Raw genomic sequence first — 23,661 nt, forward strand, 5'->3', positions numbered from 1 at the left:
GTAATGAACCTTTATCTGAAATTATTATCAGGAAGTTTGCGTTCGCGTATGCAGTATAAGATGAACTTTCTTGTATCCTCCTTATCATACGGTTTGATCATGGCGGTGGACTTTGTGCTGCTCGCAGCCATCCTGCAGCGTTTTGACGATGTTAAAGGCTGGAATCTTTATGAAGTGGGACTGCTCTATGGAATCTCTTCTGTTGCTATAACCCTGTACAGAGTATTTTGTGTAGAGGTACATAATTTTGAACGATACATGGTCGAGGGTGAATTCGATAGTCTTCTAATTCGACCTGTCTCTCCTTTATCATTGCTTTTAACTAAGAACATAGATTTATCCCGTATAGGCGGAACGATACAAGGTATTTTAATCCTTGTTATTTCTATTATCGGTTTAAAACTTAATAACGTTGAATTATTTCTTTTGTTAATTTATCTACCAGTAACCATCGTTTCTGGAGTACTTATTTGTTTTTCGCTAGGGTTGATCACGGCTACCATTGCCTTTTGGACTCAGAGGATCAAAGATTTTCAAACCTTTACTCTGTATGCTCCTTTCAATGCAGCCAACTATCCGATGAACATTTATCCCGGCTGGCTAAAAATCATCTTTTTTACAGTCATTCCAGTAGGTTTCATGAACTATACACCTATACTGTTTCTTTTGAACAAAGGTGGTGACCTTTGGAATCTAGCATTACCACCAGTCGTTGGTATTATTTTTCTATGCATCTCTCTTTGTTTTTGGAAGTTTGGCATACGCCATTATCATAGTACAGGAAGTTGAGGAGGACCTATATATGATACAAGCTCAACGATTAAATAAACACTTTAAGATCTATGAAACAAAGAAAGGCTTTATTGGTTCGTTTACTTCTCTTCTTTCTTCTAAACATCATATTGTAAAGGCTGTAGATGATATTTCTTTTTCTGTTGAAGAGGGTGAATTTGTAGGTTACATCGGGCCGAACGGAGCTGGAAAATCCACTACGATTAAAATGTTATCCGGAATTCTTCATCCGACAAGCGGTGAGATCAAAGTGGGAGGATTAAGTCCACAGAAAAAAAGAAAAGAAGTAGCCAAAAAGATCGGTATTGTATTTGGACAACGTACACAGCTTTGGTGGGATCTCCCGTTACGAGATTCTTTTGATATTTTAAAAGAGATGTATAAAGTACCTGACGAAAAGTACCGGCAGTTTTTGAGGTTATATGATGACATGCTTCAGATCGGAAAGTTTATGGATACACCTGTCCGAAAACTATCTCTAGGGCAACGTATGCGCGGAGATCTTGCGGCAGCCATGATTCATAACCCTGACATCCTTTTTTTAGATGAACCTACCATCGGATTAGATGTTAATGCCAAAACAAGTATTCGAGCTTTTTTAAAGGAACTGAACCAAAACGAGAAGAAAACAATCCTGTTAACCACACACGATATGGATGATATTGAACTGTTATGCAGCCGTGTAATCGTGATCAACCACGGAAAAATTGTTTTAGATGGTACTTTGGAAGATTTGCGTAAAAATATTGGATTGCCAAGCGTCATGGAGGTCCAGTATCGTGTAAAACCAAACACTACTGAAATTCAATTAGAAGGAATTGAAAGAATGACATGGGAATACGAGAAGTTAGTCATTGATTATGATCGCTCTCTGCTCTCTTCACCCCTCTTACTTCAAAATGTGACACAATGGGGCGAACCAGTCGATATTCAGATGAAAGAACCCGATATTGAGCAAGTTATACAGAAGATATACTAAATGAGAAAAAGCTTGCTATAGAGGTCTATTCCGTATCTTCTAGAGCAAGCTTATCTTTTTTTTTGCATGTGTATAACATTATGAATAGTTTCTTTAATCTGCGAGCCAATTTCTTAAGTTATCCAATTGGTTCATGGCATCTACTCTTCCTTGATCATAAAGAACTCCGAGTCTTTTAGGATCGCGTTCTATTCTTTTTACTATCATCTTCTCCATGGGACGAAGTACAAATAAATTTCCACGTTTCTCTTCTTTTTCTATAAAATCAAGCGTCTCATTATACTTGATGTAGCGTCCACGTAAACTTTCGTCGAGACCTGTGTATTCAGGATAGATTTTTTTCGTTACCCATGTCATTTTAGGCTTTTTCTTACGATAACCCTCATTCTGAGTCAGGACAACTACTCCTTTTTGGACACCATCTTTCAAAGCTTTATGAACAGGAATAGGATCTGCAATCCCACCATCCATCATTTGACCCCCTGCAAGCTCAACTACTGGTGCGATAAAAGGAATGGATGACGATGCACGTAACACGTTTGAGATCTCCATCTCTTCATAATCTTCTTTGTTTAAATAAACGGGTTGGCCTGTTCTTACGTCTGTTACTACGACTACAAATCTTTCCTTGGATTGTTTAAATGCGGCATAATCGAAAGGAACCAGGCGATTAGGAAGTTCATCAAAGATAAAGTCCATTCCGAACAAACCCTTCTTCTTAAACAACCAATTTTTATATGAAATGTATTCTGGATGAGAGCTATATTCCAGATTTACCGTTCGATTTCTTCCATGCTGACGTGATAGGTATGATACAGCATTACAAGCACCAGCAGATGCCCCGATCACATACGGAAAGTAAAGGTCGTTCTCCATAAAAACATCGAGTACTCCTGCTGTATAAACACCGCGCATTCCGCCACCTTCAAGAATAAGTCCAGAGTTCTCCAAATTTTGCACCACCTATTGTTAACTACATTTATTATTTATGATTTTAATTATATGAAAAAAATGAACATAAAATCCAGTCTAGCGAATTAAGAATCTAGGAAAAGATACAAACTGAAACTAAAAAGGCAGTGATTAAAAGTTAATACTTTTAATCACTGCCTCTTCACCTTATTGAAAATATTGAGCCAATCCCGTTGTAATACCAGTTGCCGCTTTTGTTTGAAATGAATTACTTTTTATTGTCATCTCATCAAACGGATTTGATAAAAAGCCAAGCTCTACTAGAACGGCTGGTTGCTTGTTCTCACGTAGGATGTGAAAGTTTCCATACCTTACATTACTACCTTTTAATCCTGTATTTGCTCCAATTAATCCTGTGTTTACCGAGTTAGCCAATTTCAGATCTTTCTGGCCGTAGTAAAAGGTTAATAGTCCTGAAGCACTTTTATCGGAAGCAGAATTGTAATGCAAACTCACGAACGCATCAGCAAAATGATAATGACTGATCTCAACTCGTTTATTAAGAGAAATATATGTATTATCACTGCGGGTTAAGATTACTTTTGCCCCTGCATTACTAAGCTGTGTGGCTAATAATCTCGCACTCATCAACGTCATAGCCGCTTCTTGTGTACCTGATGATTTACCAGAAGCACCTGGATCATTACCGCCATGTCCAGGATCTATTACAATTCTTTTTCCTTTTAATCCTTTCAAGGAGGCTTGGGGAGATGAAGGATTGTTTGATGATGATTGTTGAACAGCTACAAGCCATCCTGCCACCCAAGCACTCTTACCGTTAGGCAACTTGATTTGTACCCAGTCGTTTTTTGATTGTAGATAAGCAAATTCGTCCCCTTGATTTGCATAACCTACTATTAAGTAGGCAGTAGAAGGACCTTGCCTAATATTCACTCCATCTGACAAAATGACAACTTTTTTTGATACAGATGAAGGTGGAGCGACTGGAGGTTTCGTTGCAGGGTTTGGGTTTGTAACTATCGGTGATTCTCCTGTTTTTAGTGATATGTATTGGCTAGATACCCAACCTTTCTTTCCATCTGTTGTTTGAATGAAAAACCAGCTTCCTGACTCTGACAAAATCTGAACAGAAGTACCATATTTGAGTGAGCCGATGATCGGTGAAGTTAAATTTCCGGATGATCGAAAATTCAAATACGTTGCTGTTACTGTTCCCCACTTTCCATGGTTAACAGGTTTGTTTGTAGAAGGCTTAGGAGCTGTACTTGTTTGATTCAATAGATAAGCACTGCTTACCCATCCTTTAATAGATCCGTATGTTATATTAGACCAATTGCCTTCATCTTTAATTACAGAAACTACCGCTCCATTCTTAAGCGAGCCTACCGTCTTATATTGAGTTCCTGCACCAATCCGCACATTTAGAGAAGTTGCTGTTACTTTTGCTGTTTTAATAATTTTTGCTTCTTTTTGAGATGGAGTATTGGAACTCGTCGAATTATTTACCTGAAGATATGCTGAACTAACCCAAGCTTTTCCACCGTTGAATGATATGTTAGCCCATCCTTTTTCTATCTGGAACACCGTAACTGTCGAGCCTTTTTTTAATGAACCGATCTGTTTAGACGATGACGAAGGTTCAGAGCGCACATTTAGGCTTGTTGCGTTCACTGTAGCCGTTTTCGCTGCTGCCGAGGCAGGTCTAATTGGAAAGCTCACGATTAACAGTACAGCGATTAAAAAGTAACACATCACCTTTACATTCAATCTCACACGTTTCAACTCCTATTTGGATAGTACTTAAGTTGCTGTACGTGTTATATCGTCATTTAAAGGCGGCTCCTTTACCTTTTTCACTGCAATAGAATAAAAAAACCCTAGCTAAAATCAACTAGGGTGCTCCATGATTAAATTAATCCAAAATGCTTAAGTCCATGATAGATACCATCTTCATCAACTGATTTTGTAACAAAGTCTGCCGCTTCTTTTGCTTCTTTTAACCCATTTCCCATCGCAATTCCTGTTCCTGCTGCAGTAAGCATTTCAATATCGTTTAACGCATCACCAAACGCATATACGTTCTCAGGTTTCATATTCATCTGATTCATGAATGCTTGGATTCCTTTTGCTTTTGAACCACCGGTTGGCAAAATGTCTAATGCATTTTCATGCCAGCGTATAAAATCGAACGTGCCTTTGTATCCATCACGATACACATGTTCATGCTGTTCCTGGCAGAATAATAAAACTTGATAAACCTCGTTCTCTTTATAAAATCCTGGGTGGAAAACGGGATAATTAGGCATTAGATTAAACGTACAGTTCTTGATGATCTCATGATTATCAGCATTGCTTGTCGCTCTTTCGTGATCAAGATAGACAAGTGGATGACCTGCCTTTTCTGCTTCTTCTTCTATTTTAAGAATAGCTTCTCTAGATAACGGTGTCTTGTGAATCACCTCATCTTTAAAAACAACATATGATCCGTTAAAGCTTACAAACGAATCAACTTCTAGTTCTTCACGAATAGGTTCAAACATAAATGGACCTCGTCCAGTAGCAATCGCTACATGTACGCCATTCTTTTTCAACTGTATAATACTCTCTTTCGTGCTGTCAGGGATTTTTTTCTCATCATTTACTAGTGTTCCGTCTATATCAAAAAATACTATCTTGTCATTCATATCCGCATCGTCTCCTGTTGAAAGTTCTTCCCTACAATAGTGGTACGATTCCGTATAAATGTCAAATCATGCGTTTTGCTTTACTTTTTTATTGATTGACTCACTTGTATGAGTCCCTTTTCTGGCATAGATAGCAAGAATACTGTCAAAATAATGAGCATGCCACCTGCTGTTTGGAAACTCCCAAACGCAGTACCGAGCCAAATGACAGATACAAGGGTTGCTACTAATGGTTCAGCACTACCAAGCAAGCTCGTTTCTGTCGAGCTTATATACTTTAAGCTGTCTAAGTAGAGATAAAAAGGCAATAGTGTTCCGAATACAACAACAAATGATAGCATCCCAAATAGTGAGAATGACCAATCAATCTCATTTGCTTGCCAGGGCTGAGTAAATATTGAAACTGCCGATCCACCGAGCAACATGGCCCACCCTACGATCGTAGCAGAAGCATATTGCTTTAAGAGTCTTACAGGATAAACCGTATATACCGCAACAGATACACCGGACAGAACTCCCCAGAAAACAGCTTTTTCAGAAACCGTTATCTCTTGTAAACTTCCGTTCGTTAATAACAAAAATGTTCCTGATAGCGCCATTAGAACTGCGATCCATTCTTTTCGTTTTGGCCATTTCAATAACTTTAACGCAAAATAAACCGTAATAAAAACCGGACCTAAAAACTGCAGGAGTGTTGCCGTTGGTGCATTTCCCGCTTCTATACTTAAGAAGAACGTAAGCTGTGCCCCAAGCATACCCGTTAAAGAAAATACTATTAAATCCATTCGGTCTTTTTTATTTCTCCAAACTTCAAATATATTGTGATGAAAAGAGACTAGAAATAATAGCAGCGCTCCAGCCATTACCATACGGACTGAAACTAACCATGTTGCGGTCATTGCTGAATGTGAAAAGATCCATTCTGCTGCGTTTCCTGAAAACCCCCAAAGAGAAGCTCCTGCTAAAGCTAGTCCTATACCTTTCCACCGGGAATACTCTTTTTGATTCCCCATCCTACACCCGCTCTCCCATTTTCATGTATTACTCATGGTAAGATTCACAGTTTCTGATACTTCATTTAATCATATAACTCATGAACCTACATCCTTCATTCATTATAAAACGAATGAGCTAAAATCAAATACATTTTATTATTCTTATTTCTACAAATTTATCTTGTTATGTATCAATCAGCTAGCAATCAATTTACTACCCTAGTATCAATAAAAGTCTTAAAAACAGAAAGCACTGAGCTTAAAAAAACCAGCACAGTGCTTATCTTGAAAATAAAAATAGGGGGATGATGTATCATACGAAATTTACGGTTTTTGGTGTCGGTTAAAGCAAAAATATGCGAATACCTATTTCAATCATCATCCAACCAAAAACATTTTACCATCAAGTGCATAAATTTGTTAAATATATACAAACTATTAATACAAGGAGGTGATACATATGGCACGTTATAACTCTAACGAATTAGTAGTAGCTGGAGCACAAGCAGCTTTGGATCAAATGAAGTGGGAGATCGCTTCTGAGTTTGGTGTACAACTTGGACCAGACACAACATCCCGTGCGAATGGATCTGTTGGTGGTGAAATCACTAAGCGTCTTGTTCAAATGGCTGAACAACAGCTAGGTGGCGGATACCGACGCTAAACTGCAGTTAACATGAAAAAGTCATCCACAATATGCGGATGACTTTTATTTATTGGCTGTTTTCGTAAACTTAGTTGCTTTTGGAAGTGTTGATTTCCGTTCCAGGCAGTGGCTAGCTCCGACAAGCCACTTCCACTTTTCAAAAGATTTAAAAGCAACAATCCCTTAGAAAACACGCTGTTTATTTATCTGACTTTATCCAGCTTAACTTGAATTAACACAGGATCATGGTCACTTGCTCGTCCGTGTTCTTCCATAAACTGCGAATTGATATGAACGATATCAACTTTCGTCTTTCTCGTCATATTGTTTGTTACTAAAATATGATCAAGAACTTGAGCGTTCCCTTGATAAGAATATGTGTAGCGCTCTTTAAACGGAACTTCTTCAATCATGTTCGTCAACTCATTACCTTTTACTACCTTCAGAGTCTTCGTGAACTCGAAATCATTGAAATCCCCAAGCAACACTACCTTTGCATCCTTATCCTCACTCTTAACATCCTTAACAAACTGATTTACAATTCCAGCAATCTCTAATCGCTGCACTTCACTTCCTAGGAAAGGAGGCTGATTTTTCCCAAACAGCGGCTGGTCTCCACCTTTTGAATTAAAATGATTCGCTACTACAATTACGCTCTCACCTTTAAACATAAACTGTGCTGCAACCGGTTTACGGCTGTTTTCAAATGCTGGGTTTGTCGGATCAATCCGTCCAGGATTTACAGTAAGCTTACCGTCCTTAAAACCTACTGCTTCTGTTGCAGTTCCTTTTGTTCCTTTTGCCAGTGAAACTCGTTCAGGATTGTAGATGAATCCTACTCGAATGTTACCACCTGGAATCCCACCATCTTGTCCATCAACTGGAGCTATATCTGTATACACATATTGCGGACCGCCTTGTGCTATAATCTCAGCAATTAATCGGTCAGCACTTGCTTTTGCATCCGTAGTACCATCATTCGTTGGACCGTTTCCATCTTGCATCTCAACAAGCCCTACAATATCTGGTGCGTTCAAGTTACGAACAATCGATTTTGCGATACGCGATACTTTTTCATCGCTCGTACTGTCGCGTCCTTCTTCAAGTGCAGAAAAGTTCTCCACGTTAAAGCTCGCGATCGTTAACTCTTTATGTTTTTCGTGAATTTTTGTAACTTCAGGTTTTGTTCTTCCTTCAACAAACGTTGGAAGTTCTTCTCGGTCGGCTAACACTTTATAGTTACCAAATCCGTAGCTCACAACCCCAGTAATTGAACCTAAGAAGAAATCTCCAGTTTTCGCCACAAACGTTTCATCGTTCATATCAACAAAAATTCGTTCAGGGTTGTAATCAAATTCTTTAATATTTAGGCCACCTGATGAGTTAAATTCTTTTTGCTTCCAAAAATCTGGAACAACAACAAGTTCTCCATACTTTTGAGGTGCGAGAACACCAGGATTTTTTACTTCCACAAGCATCCCTTCTAAACTCTCATAAAAATCAATACCATCTTCTTTAGGATCAAACAACCCGAAGTTATCATTATCAATCACTCTAGTTGGCTGTTGAAGACCAAACAAACCAATGATCGTTGACTTTGGAAGCTTTTGTCCTTCTTGTAGTTTGTTAATTTCACTTGCATTGATCTCCGTCACCGCTAGATCCGTTTTTAATTTATCAGAGTACCCTTCAAGTACCCATTCTTTTACTAGCCCATCAACTGAAACAAGATTTCCTTTAGCCTGGCCGTGATCTTTTTGGTAGACTAAAATACCTTCAGACGTTCTATAGTCTTTGTCTGGTTTAACATCCTGCATATAAAAATTATTGTTATCCACAACTTTTGTAACAATTCCTTCGACACCCTCTACTGCTTTATTCGAAACAGGAGATTGATGACCTGCACCTTGAATATCATGAATTCGAAGTCCAGATAGAGCAACTTGGTATTTGAACTCTGAAATGGTACTGTTCTTTAATCCTTCTTTAACAGCGACAGCTTTAATGGTTACATCTTCGTTCACTGTTATAGGAGATGTGTAACGTGTGCTATCTGTAGTCGGAGCTTGTCCATCTAAAGTGTAAAAAATTTCAGCATCTGTTGTTTCAGTGGATAGTACTACAGAAGTACCTTTAGAAACAATCTGTCCTTCAACCGATGACTTCACTTCTTCGACTTGTGGTTCAGAAGGAGCACCATCAACAAAGTGATATTCGTTTACATTTTTAAGTCCTGGCACACTAAAATAGGCCTCTAGTGTTCCTTCAAGTTGAACTTTTTTCCCTAAATTCTCAGGGTGATCAACGAGGTTCAATGCAGATCTTGCAGCATTATTAGGTAATTGAACAGTTAGTATTTTCGTTTTGTCTGTTTCGTTCGCTGAATCTGCGATAGCTAAATTGGTATTCGCTGTAAATGGTCCTTCATGTTTGAATGAGATAGAAGACCCACTGCCTCCATGAACAGTACCTACGATATACCCTTCAACCATCTGGGTTGATTTATCCTGCTTAACCAATGCTTCCTTAACCGTTAGAACGTCAGCTGCAGAAGCTGTCTGCTGCAGTGGCAAAACCATGCTAAGCACCATTACTAGCATGATACTTATATTTGTAAGTCTTTTCGTCATTTTCATGAACATATCGTTCCACCTGCCTCACTAATAGTATGTAAAACATGTAAATCCATGAAAAATATAACACAATTCTGTCGATTCAATTGTTAGTTTTATATTAAAACAGTCAGAAAGACTTACAAAGAATTTACAATATAGGACTCCTGGATTATTTTTTACAAAAAAAAGACAACTTCAACTGATCAAAAATTGATCAAAAGAAACTGTCAGCTAGTTCTATTAACATTCAAATCCATAGTAACCTGTTCCGCAAATAGTTCAGGGTTGTTGTCTTGGAGCATTAAAAGAAGTTTGTCCTTACCTGCTGAGCGATCCAACCATTTCTCTCCAACATCTGGCTCAAACATCACTGGCATGCGATGATGATACTTCTCCATAGATGAATTAGAGACTTTTGTTAAGATGGAACATGTTATTCTTTCTTCTTTCTGTCCATCGACTTCTCCTGTCCATCTCGACCAGATTCCAGCAAATGCAAACGGCTTTTTATCTTTTAAAGTAAATTGATAGGGCTGCTTTTTACTAACACCGTCTTCAATAACCCATTCGTAAAATCCGCTTGCGGGAATCAAGCATCTTTTTTGAAGAAAAGAGTTTTTAAAGCTAGGTTTTTCAGAAACAGTCTCACTTCTAGCATTCATTAACTTGTTACCTATTTTTGGATCGTTTGCCCAACTTGGGACAAGTCCCCACTTCAGGTATCCCGCTCTATTTCCTGCGCTTGCTTTAATAATCGAAAGAACTTGCTGACTCGGAGCAATGTTAAAGCGTTTATCATAATCAAATTCGTTTTCTAAGTTAAAAGCATCAATAATCACATCTTTTTCGTAGTAAAGCATATATCTGCCACACAAAATACATCACCTCAAATTCAACTTATGGATAAGGATGTCAATCGTGCAAAAACTAAAACAGGAGGTGAACACCATGAAGAACCCTGTTGTTATTTATATCATTTTACTATTTAGTATGTTCTCTTTACTCGTTGTCATTGATTGGTTTTTAGGAATCGCTCCAGCAACGGTTATCAAAAAATCGTTTATGTCTTTCTTTCACTATGTTGACAAGGTCGAATATGTTCTAGTGATTACTTTGATGATCTTACCCATCCTAACGTTTATTCTGTCGAAGTGGATGGAGAAGAAGCAAAAGGCTTAAGCTTCTTTCTTCTAATTAAGAATACAATAATGAACAGACTCGGTAAAACAACTTGAAACGGAATATGGATAAAATGTGGAACGATATTTAAACCCTCTGTAATATGTTCCACATAATTCGCTGCTATTACGATAGATGACAAGATCAATACTATACCGACCGGGCCTATGAGCCTTTTTTCTTCCTGTACTCCAAAGATATCTTGGATTGCTTTCACTGCCACATAAAACAATACAGCTATCTTAAAGAATCCTCCTATGATCAGCGTAAACACCACTAACGCATCTAATCTTTGAATAAATTCTCCTAAGTTAATCTTCGCAACAGCAGCAAGTAATGGGAAGTATACATGTGTAGCAACATGCCCTCCTAATATCGCAATGTCCATCGCGACCGTTGCACTTAAGATGAATCCGCTCACCATAATTGCAAACAACCCTACTGTAAGTGCTTTACTTTTCTTTGTTGTTTTCAGATATGGAAATAACATTGTAAAAACCACCATTTCTCCAAAAGGAAAGGTCGGTGTTACAGGGAATGCTGCCTTCAAGACCGGCAAGAATCCCTTGCCTAGAATGGGAAGCAGATAATTGTATTTCATTAAGTCTGCTGATAGTACAAGTACAGCAAGAATAATTCCTAAGAGGACTACTAGAGAAAATATTATTTCCCCTGTTCTTACAAGAACCTCAAAACCTAATTTTAGAACATAAACGATCGTAGCAATCATAAGCCCGTTTACAACGATAATTGGTGTTTGTACAAAAACGGCGGACAACAGAAGGCTTCCAAAGTCACGCAAAACACGAGCTGCTAAATACATAAAGTACATCAGGTATAGGAAACCGAATAGCTTTCCTATATACTTACCGAACAAGATCTGCAAATATTGTGTTAAAGATTGCTCTGGAAACTGTTTATAGAGATAAAAATATCCTAGAAAAAGAATCATACCGCATACCATACCTAGCAAGATAGCGATCCATGCATCCCTGCCGGCATCCATTCCTAGACCAACAAGAATCGCACTCCCGAGTTCAAATAAGATGATAAGAATAAAGAATTGTTGAATATCGATCTTGATTGTCTTCATTTCGGAGCCTCTTTCTTTTTCTCAAATAAAAACGGTGAAGTTCGAATCCCCGATCTTCTAATACGAGAATCAACATTAACTTTCACAACCAATTTCGGAAATATTTCTTTGTAGTTTTTTTTATATTCATTGCGCCATTTTCTCGGATTTTCTCTATACAATAATTCACCAAATCCAAGAACATCGCTATTAAAATCTTGTGAAGCTTTAATCGTTTTTTGAATCTCTTTTTCAATTACATGGTTTAATTTATTTTCGATTTTTAGGATTTCTGAAGTCTTTTCTAAGTTCACGGCACAGTTTGCTTCTGCAATATTAGCTTCAGGAAATACATCGAGCGTTATAGTCGGTATCTTTTTCTTTGTATCTGCTGACAGCTCAGTATTCGAACGAACAATTTCTATAGAATATCCATTATCGTTTTCCATGCAAGGTACTGTAATCGCCGAACTAACAAGTTTTCCCTTTATCCAGAGAACGCCTCTTGCCTCTGGTCCATCCAACCATCCCTGCAGCTTTCCGCCTCGAAATACTCCCATGCCTGATAATTGAACTCTTGCAGGATTACCTACTTCATAGTTTTGTGCTGTCACTGCCAATTTTTTGTCACCCGTAATTTTTATACCGTTAATTAGCGGTTCTCCGCCTTCATCTATGATGGATTGAAGCACTTCATTAATATCTTGCTGCATGTTCTCTCCCCAATTTTTCTCTGAAATCTTTAGAATCGTAGCTACTTCATCAGATGTTACTTTATCAATTGCAGTAAATGTTCTTAATAATTTGGATGGGGATGTATCTCTTGCTACAACAACTTGGATCGTCGAACGTACCTCAGGGTCTCGTGAAATCATGTCGACAGCTTGATAGATACTGTCTTTTGCTATTTTCTCACTAAAAACAAGCATCCTCGCATGAGCAAAAAACAAGCGTCTTGATGTTTGTTTACTTGCTTTTCTCGTTGCTTCCATCAAGTTTCTTCCTGTAGTCTCATAGACGGTAAAAACAGGCTGTTTTCCTCCTCCTGCTCCAGTTATACCTGGTGCGACTTCGGTTGGATTGACCACTTGATATGTGACGATCAAATTCCCTTTTTTATCAATGTTAATTCCTATTCCCATTACGATCGAAAGTTCATCAAGCTCGTTTTGATCCCAGCACCCCGTTAGAAATAGAAGGCAGAGAGAGAAGAGAAGACAACTTTTTAAAAGTTTCAACGTGTTGTCTCCTCCTCACGTTTCTTCTTAACCGAATAAGGTTGTGTACGTGTTTGGTTTTTTTTCGAAAGCTTTTCAGGTCTTTTGAATAATTTTGTAATAGGAAAACGAAACAAGCTATCCTTTAGATCCTGTGTCTGTATTGGTGCAAAAGGGCTTAAATATGGATAACCAAAGGATCTTAAACTCGTTAGATGAGCAATAATTACGATTAAAGCAAGTGTAAGCCCATAGAAGCCAAAAACAGATGAGATTAGCATTAACGGAAATCGTAACAATCGTGCAGATGTAGCGACAGCAAAAGATGGGATCGCAAAGCTGGCTACGGCTGTAATTCCTACAACAATAACCATGGCTGGTGAAACAAGTCCTGCTTGAACAGCGGCTTGTCCTAATACAAGTGCTCCCACGATTGAAACAGCCACGCCAACCGCACGTGGCATTCTTATTCCCGCTTCTCGTAAAATTTCAAATGTAATCTCCATCACTAACGCCTCTGCTATTGCCGGAAAGGGAACTCCTTCACGCTGTGCAGCGATACCAAACAAAAGAGTTGTTGGAATCATAGCTTGGTGAAAAGTAGTAAGTGCAATATAGATTGATGGAGCGATCAAAGAAATAATAAAAACTGAAAATCGTAATAAGCGAAGAAAAGTACTGATGTCATATCTCATGTAATAGTCTTCTGATGATTGAAAGAACTGTATAAACTGCGCAGGGGCAATTAATACGAACGGCGTTCCGTTAATAATAATACCCACACGACCCTCAAGCAGATTACCAATAACAACATCTGGTCGTTCAGTATTTAAGAACTGAGGAAAAACAGTTACGGTCTCGTCTTGTATAAACTCTTCAAGTTGACCTGATTCTAGTAAGCCGTCTGTCTTCACTTCTTCAATTCTTTCTTTTATCTCTTTAACTAATAATGGATTAGCGATATTCTCTAGATAAACAACCGCTACATCAGTATGTGTGACCTCTCCAATTTTGTACTTGTCAATTCTAATATCTTTTGATCTTATCCTTCGCCTTATTAACGAGATATTCGTCTTGATTGACTCTGTGAATGAATCCTTTGGACCACGTATAACAACTTCTGAAGTAGGTTCTTCGATTCCTCGAACTTTTCCACCGTTTGTTCCTAGTTTAAGACCTTTTTTATTACCTTCGACTAAAAGAACACTGAGGCCAGCAAGAAGAGCCTCAACTAATTCATCTTCTGTTTCCACATCCAAAACTCTTCCTAGTGCTAAAGCGTTCTGCTTGATGTAATGTAACGCATGATCAACTGGAACAGGCGACGATTGCTTGTCTTTTGACAGTGTCATCAATGGTGATAGAATAAACTCATTTAAAACTTGAGTATCGTTCATTTCTTCTAAAAATAATAATGTAGCTGTAACCTTGTTTTCTAACTCAAATTCAAACTCACGCACAATTAAATCCATCGGGTTACCCAAAAGTGTTTTTACTCTATCAACCACCACATGCAGAACCGGATTAAGTTCTCCAACACACTTTTCTGTTTGTTTCTTCTGTTGTAATGAAGTCTCCATAGAAATGGTATTCGATCGAAGAGAAGAATGATCATCATGCTTTTTATCTGCTAACATATCTGTTAACTTCTTATGAGTTCTAATGATTGGACGCTTCCTTCTATTCCGCATAACCATCCGCCTTTTTACCAAACTTTTCTTAGCATTTGCACAACACGACTTGGTTATGTAATAATCATTACTATTTGTATTTCAGCGTCTCATTTCCCTTGAATTTTTCTTAATTTGCTAAAGGCTGTGAACACACAAAAAGCCCCTGACCGTTTTCATCGATGAAAACGATCAGGGGCTTTAACATTTAACAGTATAATGCCAGGGTTCTGTATCCCTGGCTGGAAAAAGGTAACTTAATTATAGCATCTTATTTTCAAAATGCGAATCTTAAGAACTGCAAAATGTTAAAAATATATCTTTATGCTCACATAGGATCCCAAGGTTTTTTTACTCCGAACTCTTTGGCTAATTTCTTACTTTCTTCTCTGCGCTTTTTCCTTGCTATCGCTCGTTCTGGTGCATGATCATGTAGCCATTTTTCTTCTTCTGTTTCAGGTATAACTTTTGGCACTGGAGTAGGTTTTCCATCTTCATCTAAAGCTACGAATGTAAGAAAAGATACCGCGCAAACTTTTCGTTCTCCAGATAACAAATTCTCAGAGATTACTTTTACGAAAACTTCCATTGACGTTGTTTTCGTCCATGTCACGAATGATTCTAAACAAACTGAATGACCTTCTTTAATAGGCTGTAAAAAATCAACAGAATCCGTTGAAGCTGTGACCACATTTTTCCGAGCATGGCGGATGGCTGATATAGCAGCTACATCGTCGATATATGCCATCAATTTTCCTCCGAATAACGTTCCATGATTATTCGTATCAGGTGGGAGCACTACTGAGGATTTTACCGTTCGAGATTCTCGAACAAACTTTTCTTCCATGATCAAAACTCCTATTCTTGTTTCTTCATCTTTAGTATATGTTGGATCGCGCAAAAATAATGAAAGACCTCAGCTTAAACGTGCAAGCTTAGAGGTCTTCATCAAGATAATCTTATTATTTTTTTACGACTGCATGCCCACCAAATTCATTACGAAGTGCTGCAACAACTTTACCGTGGAATGTGTCGTCTTCTAGTGAACGGAAACGCATAAATTGAGATAGTGCGATAACTGGAGCTGATGCTTGATAATCAAGAGCAGCTTCAACTGTCCAAATCCCTTCACCTGATGAATTCATCACACCGCGGATGTCTTCAAGTTTCGGCTGTTTGCTGAACGCGTTCTCCATAAGTTCAATAAGCCAGCTACGGATAACTGATCCGTTGTTCCACACTCTAGAAACTGCTTCATAGTCGTAATCAAAGTCACTTTTATCAAGGATTTCAAAACCTTCTCCGATTGCTTGCATCATACCGTACTCGATTCCGTTATGAACCATCTTCAAGAAATGACCAGATCCTGCACGACCAGTAATCATGAAACCTTTTTCTACACAGATTTTTTCGTATAGTGGAGCAAGGTAGTTAACAGCATCGTCATCTCCACCCATCATAGCACAAAGACCGTGACGTGCACCGTCAGTCCCACCACTCGTACCCACGTCTACAAGGTGGATGCCTGATGCTTTTAGTTCTTCATAGCGACGAAGAGTGTGCTTGTACATGGAATTACCAGCGTCAACGATAATATCGCCTTCAGTTAAATGTGGCTTAAGCTGTTCGATTACTTGGTCAACGATCTCACCAGCTGGAACTAAAAGAATAACAGCTTTTCTGCCTGTAAAAGAATTTGCAAGTTCCTCGATCGAGTCGACCCCTTTAACACCTTCTGATGAAATCTCTTTCACAGTATCTTTGTTTACATCTGTAGCGAAAACCGTATTTCCTTTATCATTCATATTTAGTGCCATATTGAAGCCCATTTTTCCAAGGCCGATTAAACCGATTTCCATTGTACATATCACTCCAATTTATGTATTTATATCTGTTTTGTATTATTCCACAAAATAAAGGCGATTAACCTCTACTTGCAACACTGTCTATTAGAGTATCTAAAAATGAACAAAAAAACAATTATTTGAGTTCTTTTTATATGAAAAACAGAGAAAAATTTTTATATCGTAAACATTTGGCCTGAACCTTTCTCATTTTGTCCACATAATCTATAGAATCTCTTTTGTTGGAGGACCTTCCATGAAAAAAATTGTAATGCTGGCTTTGATCGGACTCATGGCTCAACTCATTGACGGATCTCTTGGTATGGCATACGGAGTTACTTCTACGACTCTTCTTTTAGTAGCTGGGTTCACGCCTGCTTTAGCTTCTGCTTCTGTTCACTTATCAGAAGTTGTTACATCTGCTGTCTCAGGTTACTCACACTTAAAATTTGGAAATGTCGATATAAAAACAGTAAAAAAGCTAGTCATCCCAGGAGCTATTGGTGCATTTTTAGGTGCTGCTTTTTTAAGTTTTATACCATCAACTTTTATTAAACCGTACATCTCCTTATTCTTATTAGGGCTTGGCTTTTACGTTTTGTTTCGCTTCTTACTAATAAGAGTAAACGCGGAGGTAGAAACAGATTTTACAGAGAGCAGTGCAAAAAAAAGGATGTATCGGCCATTAGGGCTTATCGCTGGGTTTATGGACGCAACTGGTGGCGGAGGATGGGGACCGATTACAACTCCGATTCTGCTTACACAGAAAAACCTTACTCCTAGTAAGGCAATCGGCTCAGTAAATTTCAGTGAATTTGCTGTATCATTATCAGCTTCTATCGGTTTCTTTTTGTTTATAGGTTGGGAGACGGTGCTTTGGCAGGTCGTTGTTGCGATGATGTTAGGTGGGATTATAGCAGCTCCTTTTGCAGCATGGCTCGTGCAAAAGCTTAAACCAGCACTGTTAGGAGTCGTTGCAGGGGGCTTAATCATCATAACGAACTTAAGAACAATATTTAACGAATTTTTTTCCATAGATTTGTTTACAGAAACTTCAGCTGTGGTCCCCTTACTTCTTCTATGGAGTGTTTTAATCGTCATCGCTGTTCGAAAAAAAGCTTAAGAAAATAACGATAGATCATAGCAAAACAGCCAAAATGTCCATCCCGGATGGACATTTTGGCTGTTTGTAATTGTGTGGGGTCAGACCCCTTCTTCAAACCAGAGGAGGCCGAGTGTGCCTGCGCCGACGTGAACGCCGATTGCAGGGCTCAGTTGCCCTAGATTGAATGTAATGTGAGGATATTTCTCTCTTAACAGGTGAAGCCAATCCTCAGCTTTTTCTGAAGACCCGCTGTAAACGACACTTACACCATACGCACCCTTACTTTCTGCCGCTTCTTCAAACAGAGCAAGTACGCGTGATTCAGCTTTTTTTAACGTTCTGATCTTTTCAAACGGTACGAGTGATCCATCATCAAAAGTAAGTATAGGTTTGATCTGTAGAAGATTCCCAACTAGAAAGCTTGCGCCTGATAATCTGCCACCTTTTCTTAATTGTTCAAGACTTCCGATGCAAACATAGCCTTTCACATGATCTGCAGTTTCACGCAGCATCGCAGCTATTTCCTGAGCTTCTAATCCCTCAGATTCAAGTTTCTTTCCTTTTAACAAAAGTTGTTTCATTGATTCAGATAAGATCTTTGAATCCACAATGTGTACTGGAAAATCTGCCATTTCCGCACCAAGTCTAGAACCATTAATCGTGCCGCTAAATTTTTCAGAAACATGAATGGCAATTCCACAATCATAGCTGTGTTTAAGAACTTCATAAAAGTCTGAGAACTCTCCAACTGTCGGTTGGCTCGTTTTTGGAAGTTCAGAAACAGTTTCAAGTTTTGCATAAAATTCATCTGGGGTAATATCTACACCGTCTTTATAAATTTTATCTTCCATAATGACAGAAACAGGAATAATGTGTATGCCAAGTTCCTTCGCTTCTTCCTGTGTTATACAGCTAGTACTATCTGTAATCCAAGCAATACGTGCCATCTTGCACATCCCCCTTTATCTCTCTATTTTTTATTAGATAGATAGAAGAGAATTCCTCTTTTATCAAAAATATATTTTTATTTCTAAATTAAACCTATATTTCAATAGTTTAAATACTAGCACAGAGATACACATTGAAAACTAGATACTTTATACTACTCTTTAATGGAACTTATCGGAAATTTATATTAAAATAGGAGTAATGTAAGCTAAGGAGGCAGTACTGTGAAAGTGGTGGCAGATAGTAGAAATGTATTAATGGAAGTAGAGCGTATAGAGAAAGCGTTTAATGAGATCATGAACGTGATAAAGCCTGAAATATGGGAAGATGAAGAAATAACTGCTACTCAATTTCAAATATTAAAGACTTTATCATCTCGTGAGAAATGGACGGTTTCTGAAATTGCTGATGCAATGAAAGTACGTGCAAGTGCTACTACCGTTATTATCGACCGACTCGTTAAAAGAGGATTAGTAGATCGTTATCGCTCTGACCTCGATCGAAGAATTGTATACGTCCAATTAAATGAAACCGGTTTAGTAGCGTTTCATGCAATTCAAGAAAAAAGAAACGGTGTACTGATCAAGTACATGTCACAGCTCACTGATAAACAGCTTGCGGATATGGTTCAATGTATTGAACACCTTTCTTCAATAGTAAAGAACTAATTCTAAAAAAACTGCTTATAACAATGATCGCAGATTAGTTTTCCTACCTTTCATACTACAAAATCAACACGTTATCCAATGGATTAACGTGTTTTTTATTTTATTCTTACTTTATTTGGATAAACTCTAACATTTCATCATATTTGTACGATATAACATACAAAGACTAGTACAAAAGTTTTAATACATGAATATTTCAATTAGGGGTCTAACATGTCAAAGATAAAAAGACTGGAACGGTTATTGCTTTCCATAAACTCAAAAAAGCATTTTACCTTAAAAGAATTAGCCGATGAATTTGGAGTATCTACAAGAACAATTCAACGAGATCTATTAAATCTTATTGAGATGGGCCTTCCTATCGTTTCTGAATTCGGACCACACGGTGGATATCGTATCGAGAATGATCGTATTCTTCCTCCGATTGGATTGACCGAAATGGAAGCTTCCTCTATTCTTTTTAGTTTACAAGCATACACTGATACAAGCTTTCCTTTTCAAACCCAAAGTAAATCTATCTTACATAAATTACATCAATTCATGCCAGAAGATGCTAGAGAAAATTGGAATCAGATTCAAAAACGACTTTTGGTGCAGCTTCCATTGCCACCGAATAGTCAAGTAGCGCCAATCATTCTTGAGGCATCAATCAAGCAAAAGATTGTCACGATTCTATATACGTTAAATGAGCAAAAGATGTATAGCAACATTCAACTAATTGGACTTTATAGTGAAGATGGTGAGTGGTATTGCCCTGCATATTGTTACTCTCTCATGGATTATCACGTATTCAAACTATCTGATATCAAACATGCTGTAATCAATTATGAACCAATAGAAGTAAAAGATTTTGCTGAAGTGACTATTCATAACTGGGCATCTCAAATCTCACCGAGAAATTATGTTAGACTCGAAGCAGATCTATCACTAGCAGAAATAAAAAACTATTGTGAGTCTCACCCTTTTCTTAAACAGTTCATCACTATTAAAGAGAATGGTTTACATAGTCTGGCAGGGGATATTTTGGCAACATATGTTGAAAAAGCTGCCGAGTATTTATGGCCGTTGAAAACAAACATTTCCATACAATCTCCAAGAGAAATTAAAGAGATTCATGCACGATGGGCAAGAGAAATATCTGCTCAATATGAAGTTATTTCAAATATGTAATCAAAATGATACATATTTTTCCTCTTTTAGGCGTATACTATAAGTAGAACAGAAAAGGGGGATATCTATGGCTTTTTTTTCAAAACAACCTGCAGAGCCGATTCCAGACGTAGAAACGAAGGTTTGGGCATGTACGAGTGATGGATGCTCATGCTGGATGCGCGCTGACTATTCTTTGCAAAAAGAACCGCAATGCCCCATTTGCAAATCAGCTATGAATGAAGAAATTCGTATGCTTCCAGAATTAAAGAGTTAATGAAATAAATAGAAATCGGCCGGGTATATACTGCCCGGCTTTTTCTATGCCCAAATATAGATCACCAAGCTATATATCCTTTGCGCTTTTAGTTAGTTCATAAACAACAATAGATACCTATACAAGCTTTTACACATGATGTTTATCATCAATAAGTTCCGGGTAGGGTTTTATACAGACTAAAAGGAGGATTTAATACTATGCCTAACCATACAAACACAACAACAACTACAGCGGAACCCGTTTTTACACATTCCGATTTCCAAACACGAGATACTGCTGATGCTAACGTTAGCAAGAAAAGTAATGCCTCTGGTTTTACTACAGGTTTAGTAGTGGGAGGTCTTGTCGGAGCTGCTGCTGCCCTATTATATGCTCCTAAAAACGGAAATGAATTTAGAAACGACCTTAGAGATTCATCAATTAAATTAAAAGAACGTACGCAACAAATGAAAGACGAAACAATGCTAAAAGCAAAACTTGGAACAATGGATGCTAAAGATACAGTTGCATCCATAAAAGAGAAATCTGGAAACCTGTCTCTTTCTGCTCGACAAAAATTACAGGAAGCTAAGAATACGGCGAGCGAGGTAAAAAGTGAAACACAATCTGCGATAGAAGAAGCAAAACAAGAGGCTAGAAAAGACGAGTACCAGACAAACTCTAGCACCCAAACAAAGGCTGTTGTAACGCCTCGCACGCTTTCTTCTACAGATACACAGCAAAAGACAGGAACAGATTCTACCTATGAAAAAAAACAAAGTGATCTAAACAATAATTCTTACTAATCGTAAGAAAGTCAAAAAGCCGCGACGTTTAGTCCGGCTTTTCGCTTTGGCTATTTTAGTAAACGTAACCCATTTAAAATCACTAGTATCGTACTACCTTCATGCCCAATCACTCCGAATGGCAAAGTAAGGAACTGTAAGTAGTTCGCGCATAGCAAAAATAAAATGATACTGATTGAAAATATGATATTTTGTTTAATAATTTTCGATAGTCGTTCAGATAGCCGCATCGCATAAAGCAGCTTACTTAGATCATTTTTAACGAGGACTACATCTGCAGTCTCGATAGCGGCGTCGCTTCCCATTCCCATCGCTACACCGACATCTGCTATAGCGAGTGCCGGTGCATCGTTCACACCGTCACCAATCATAGCTACAACCGCTTCTTTTTCTCTCCATTTTTTTACGGTATTTACTTTATCTTCAGGCATACACGAAAAACCTATTTCGTCTACCTTCGCAATCCTTCCAATACTTTCTGCTCCACGTTTAGAATCACCTGTGAGCATTATCGTTAAAATTTGTTTTTCTTGTAGATCTTTTATCGCTTGAATGGTCTCTTCCCTTATAGTGTCTCCTAAAAGAAAATAAGCTACAAGAAGATCATTAGCTGTTACATATACAACCGTGTATCCTGCATCTTCTCCTGTATCCTCTACCCGCATTAACAACTCGCTCTCTTGCTTTTCTGTTATATCAGTCCACTCACGATTTCCGATTTTCCAAATCTTATCTTGAATTTGAGCTTTCACACCCATTCCAGGGACATCCTCAAACGCAGTTAGTGTTATAGGTATGGTTTCTTGATAAATTTTAAGATGTTCATTAATCGCTTTTGCAAGAGGATGTATGCTATTACTTTCAATTCCATAGATAATTGAAATAATCTCTTCTTTTTCCAAAGTAGAATGGAGAAACTCAGCATATTTTACAGTGGGACGGCCTTTTGTTAAAGTACCCGTTTTATCGAAAGCGATAACGTTTATTAAACTCAGTTTCTCCAAAAAGACACCGCTTTTAAATAAGATTCCGTTCTTAGCTGCGTTTGATAACGAAGCTAGTAGTGCAGGCATGGTAGATGCTACAAGTGCACAAGGTGAAGCGACAACTAACAGAACACAAGCACGATATAAAGATTCTGAATAACTCCAAATCCCAATCGACCCAGGTACTAAGAACGTTAAGGCTGCTGCCAGTAATACGAAAAGTACATATTTTGTTTCAAACTCTTCAATTTTTCTTTGAACTGGCGGAGCATCATTTTGTGCGTTATTCACTAGGTCAATCATTCTTTGAAACACTGAGTCTTTCATGTGCTTCGTAACTGATATCTCTAATAATCCGGATTGGTTCAAGGTTCCTGCTAACACTTCCGATGACACATGGACCTCTCGAGCGATGGGCTCACCTGTTAATGCAGATTCATTAATAAAAGAGTTCCCTTTTACGATGATACCATCTGCAGGTACCCGTTCTCCTGGTTTAACTTTTATAAGATTACCAGGTTCTAAGGAGGAAGCGCACACTCTCAGTTCCTTATCCTCCATTAAGAGCCACGCTTCTTCAGGCTGCAAAGAAATTAACGCTTTGATTTCTTTATCACTTTTTTGTAAAGTGTACATTTCTAGCGCCCCTGAATAGGCAAAGATCAGGATCAGAACAGCTCCTTCTCCCCAATAACCGATTGCAGCTGATCCAATAGCGGCAAACATCATGAGAAGTTCTACATTCAATTGTCGGTTCTTAATACTTTCCTGGATCCCCTCAATCGCTTTTGCATAGCCTCCTACAATAAAGGCTAACAAATAGAAGAGAACATAATAAGGAGACTCTGAATACTTTTCCATCATCCATGCCGTTAATATGAAGATACCAGACGTTGTTGCCATTAACAGTTGTGTTCGTGCAGAGAGTTCCATTGGACTTCCCCTCCTGCGTATTGATAATAACTATCATCCTCAAGTACCCTTAAAAAGCAGAAATGCTGCCGTCTTTTACGACAGCAGCCTGAAAACTATCCAATATTCGGTTCCTAGCACTAACATTGTATGTGGGATTACCACTTTGGTGACTATATTTGTTTATTTCTTTTATTATACA

At 38.1% G+C, this 23,661-nt stretch carries 22 protein-coding genes; 9 read left to right on the forward strand and 13 right to left on the reverse strand.

The features are described from left to right. Positions 1 to 3 precede the first annotated feature (3 nt). Together P4V41_RS05900 and P4V41_RS05905 are read left to right on the forward strand one after the other, a co-directional pair. Positions 4 to 789, forward strand: coding sequence for an ABC transporter permease (locus tag P4V41_RS05900; protein ID WP_328083871.1), 786 nt, complete (start codon positions 4 to 6; stop codon positions 787 to 789). 13 nt (positions 790 to 802) lie between these two features. After that, positions 803 to 1,771 carry an ABC transporter ATP-binding protein gene (locus P4V41_RS05905; RefSeq protein ID WP_328083872.1) on the forward strand — a complete coding sequence of 323 codons (969 nt, stop codon included), beginning with the start codon at positions 803 to 805 and terminating at the stop codon, positions 1,769 to 1,771. A 93-nt stretch (positions 1,772 to 1,864) separates the two neighbouring features. Here the strand turns inward: P4V41_RS05905 and P4V41_RS05910 are convergent, their stop codons facing one another. From P4V41_RS05910 to P4V41_RS05925, 4 genes are all read right to left on the reverse strand, one after another. Beyond that, a complete protein-coding gene (locus P4V41_RS05910) occupies positions 1,865 to 2,722 on the reverse strand; it encodes a patatin family protein (RefSeq protein WP_328083873.1) in 858 nt (285 codons plus the stop codon). A gap of 168 nt (positions 2,723 to 2,890) precedes the next feature. After that, on the reverse strand, positions 2,891 to 4,477 hold the full coding sequence (locus P4V41_RS05915; protein ID WP_328083874.1) for an SH3 domain-containing protein: 1,587 nt from the start codon (positions 4,475 to 4,477) through the stop codon (positions 2,891 to 2,893). Positions 4,478 to 4,611: 134 nt separating this feature from the next. Continuing rightward, positions 4,612 to 5,388, reverse strand: coding sequence for a Cof-type HAD-IIB family hydrolase (locus tag P4V41_RS05920; protein ID WP_328083875.1), 777 nt, complete (start codon positions 5,386 to 5,388; stop codon positions 4,612 to 4,614). A gap of 80 nt (positions 5,389 to 5,468) precedes the next feature. Continuing rightward, a complete protein-coding gene (locus tag P4V41_RS05925) occupies positions 5,469 to 6,401 on the reverse strand; it encodes a DMT family transporter (RefSeq protein ID WP_328083877.1) in 933 nt (310 codons plus the stop codon). Positions 6,402 to 6,843: 442 nt separating this feature from the next. Between P4V41_RS05925 and P4V41_RS05930 the strand changes: the two genes are divergently transcribed. Continuing rightward, positions 6,844 to 7,047: an alpha/beta-type small acid-soluble spore protein gene (locus P4V41_RS05930; RefSeq protein ID WP_328083878.1), complete on the forward strand. Its 204-nt coding sequence runs from the start codon at positions 6,844 to 6,846 to the stop codon at positions 7,045 to 7,047. A 185-nt stretch (positions 7,048 to 7,232) separates the two neighbouring features. Here the strand turns inward: P4V41_RS05930 and P4V41_RS05935 are convergent, their stop codons facing one another. Both P4V41_RS05935 and P4V41_RS05940 read right to left on the reverse strand, forming a co-directional pair. Then, positions 7,233 to 9,671: a DUF6359 domain-containing protein gene (locus tag P4V41_RS05935; protein ID WP_328083879.1), complete on the reverse strand. Its 2,439-nt coding sequence runs from the start codon at positions 9,669 to 9,671 to the stop codon at positions 7,233 to 7,235. A gap of 200 nt (positions 9,672 to 9,871) precedes the next feature. Next, the gene (locus P4V41_RS05940) at positions 9,872 to 10,519 is read right to left on the reverse strand and encodes an SOS response-associated peptidase (protein ID WP_328083881.1); all 648 of its coding nucleotides are present in this window, start codon (positions 10,517 to 10,519) and stop codon (positions 9,872 to 9,874) included. Between the two features lie 73 nt (positions 10,520 to 10,592). Between P4V41_RS05940 and P4V41_RS05945 the strand changes: the two genes are divergently transcribed. Continuing rightward, complete coding sequence (locus tag P4V41_RS05945; RefSeq protein ID WP_197127401.1) at positions 10,593 to 10,823, forward strand: hypothetical protein; 231 nt, start codon at positions 10,593 to 10,595, stop codon at positions 10,821 to 10,823. Here P4V41_RS05945 and P4V41_RS05950 read toward each other — a convergent pair. The 5 genes from P4V41_RS05950 to gnd form a co-directional block, all read right to left on the reverse strand. Further along, positions 10,783 to 11,916 (reverse strand): GerAB/ArcD/ProY family transporter, encoded by a 1,134-nt coding sequence (locus P4V41_RS05950; protein ID WP_328083882.1) that lies wholly within the window; start codon positions 11,914 to 11,916, stop codon positions 10,783 to 10,785. The genes P4V41_RS05945 and P4V41_RS05950 overlap by 41 nt on opposite strands. After that, positions 11,913 to 13,133, reverse strand: a complete 1,221-nt coding sequence (locus P4V41_RS05955; protein WP_328083884.1) for a Ger(x)C family spore germination protein — start codon at positions 13,131 to 13,133, stop codon at positions 11,913 to 11,915. Before P4V41_RS05955 ends, P4V41_RS05950 begins: the two co-directional genes overlap by 4 nt. Then, complete coding sequence (locus P4V41_RS05960) at positions 13,130 to 14,803, reverse strand: spore germination protein (protein WP_328083885.1); 1,674 nt, start codon at positions 14,801 to 14,803, stop codon at positions 13,130 to 13,132. The genes P4V41_RS05955 and P4V41_RS05960 overlap by 4 nt, the downstream gene beginning before the upstream one ends. 307 nt (positions 14,804 to 15,110) lie before the next feature. Beyond that, complete coding sequence (locus P4V41_RS05965) at positions 15,111 to 15,629, reverse strand: acyl-CoA thioesterase (protein ID WP_328083886.1); 519 nt, start codon at positions 15,627 to 15,629, stop codon at positions 15,111 to 15,113. A gap of 115 nt (positions 15,630 to 15,744) precedes the next feature. Then, positions 15,745 to 16,641 (reverse strand): phosphogluconate dehydrogenase (NAD(+)-dependent, decarboxylating), encoded by an 897-nt coding sequence (gene gnd, locus P4V41_RS05970; protein ID WP_328083887.1) that lies wholly within the window; start codon positions 16,639 to 16,641, stop codon positions 15,745 to 15,747. Positions 16,642 to 16,882: 241 nt separating this feature from the next. Here gnd and P4V41_RS05975 point away from each other — a divergent pair, with 241 nt between their 5' ends. Beyond that, complete coding sequence (locus tag P4V41_RS05975; RefSeq protein WP_328083888.1) at positions 16,883 to 17,749, forward strand: sulfite exporter TauE/SafE family protein; 867 nt, start codon at positions 16,883 to 16,885, stop codon at positions 17,747 to 17,749. 80 nt (positions 17,750 to 17,829) lie between these two features. On the opposite strand, the gene P4V41_RS05980 is transcribed toward P4V41_RS05975, so the two are convergent. Further along, a complete protein-coding gene (locus P4V41_RS05980) occupies positions 17,830 to 18,678 on the reverse strand; it encodes a DegV family protein (RefSeq protein WP_328083889.1) in 849 nt (282 codons plus the stop codon). Positions 18,679 to 18,903: 225 nt separating this feature from the next. Between P4V41_RS05980 and P4V41_RS05985 the strand changes: the two genes are divergently transcribed. The 4 genes from P4V41_RS05985 (at position 18,904) to P4V41_RS06000 (ending at position 21,561) form a co-directional block, all read left to right on the forward strand. Next, positions 18,904 to 19,347, forward strand: coding sequence for a MarR family transcriptional regulator (locus tag P4V41_RS05985; RefSeq protein ID WP_328083891.1), 444 nt, complete (start codon positions 18,904 to 18,906; stop codon positions 19,345 to 19,347). Positions 19,348 to 19,560: 213 nt separating this feature from the next. Then, positions 19,561 to 20,517 (forward strand): helix-turn-helix transcriptional regulator, encoded by a 957-nt coding sequence (locus tag P4V41_RS05990; protein WP_328083892.1) that lies wholly within the window; start codon positions 19,561 to 19,563, stop codon positions 20,515 to 20,517. Between the two features lie 67 nt (positions 20,518 to 20,584). Continuing rightward, the gene (locus P4V41_RS05995) at positions 20,585 to 20,773 is read left to right on the forward strand and encodes a cold-shock protein (RefSeq protein WP_197127393.1); all 189 of its coding nucleotides are present in this window, start codon (positions 20,585 to 20,587) and stop codon (positions 20,771 to 20,773) included. Positions 20,774 to 20,973: 200 nt separating this feature from the next. After that, entirely contained in the window at positions 20,974 to 21,561 is a 588-nt protein-coding gene (locus tag P4V41_RS06000) for a YtxH domain-containing protein (RefSeq protein WP_328083893.1), read from the forward strand. 50 nt (positions 21,562 to 21,611) lie between these two features. Here the strand turns inward: P4V41_RS06000 and P4V41_RS06005 are convergent, their stop codons facing one another. Further along, positions 21,612 to 23,480, reverse strand: a complete 1,869-nt coding sequence (locus tag P4V41_RS06005; protein ID WP_328083894.1) for a heavy metal translocating P-type ATPase — start codon at positions 23,478 to 23,480, stop codon at positions 21,612 to 21,614. Between the last annotated feature and the right edge of the window lie 181 nt (positions 23,481 to 23,661).

This window comes from Fictibacillus nanhaiensis, assembly GCF_036213205.1.
Taxonomy (GTDB): domain Bacteria; phylum Bacillota; class Bacilli; order Bacillales; family Fictibacillaceae; genus Fictibacillus; species Fictibacillus nanhaiensis_E.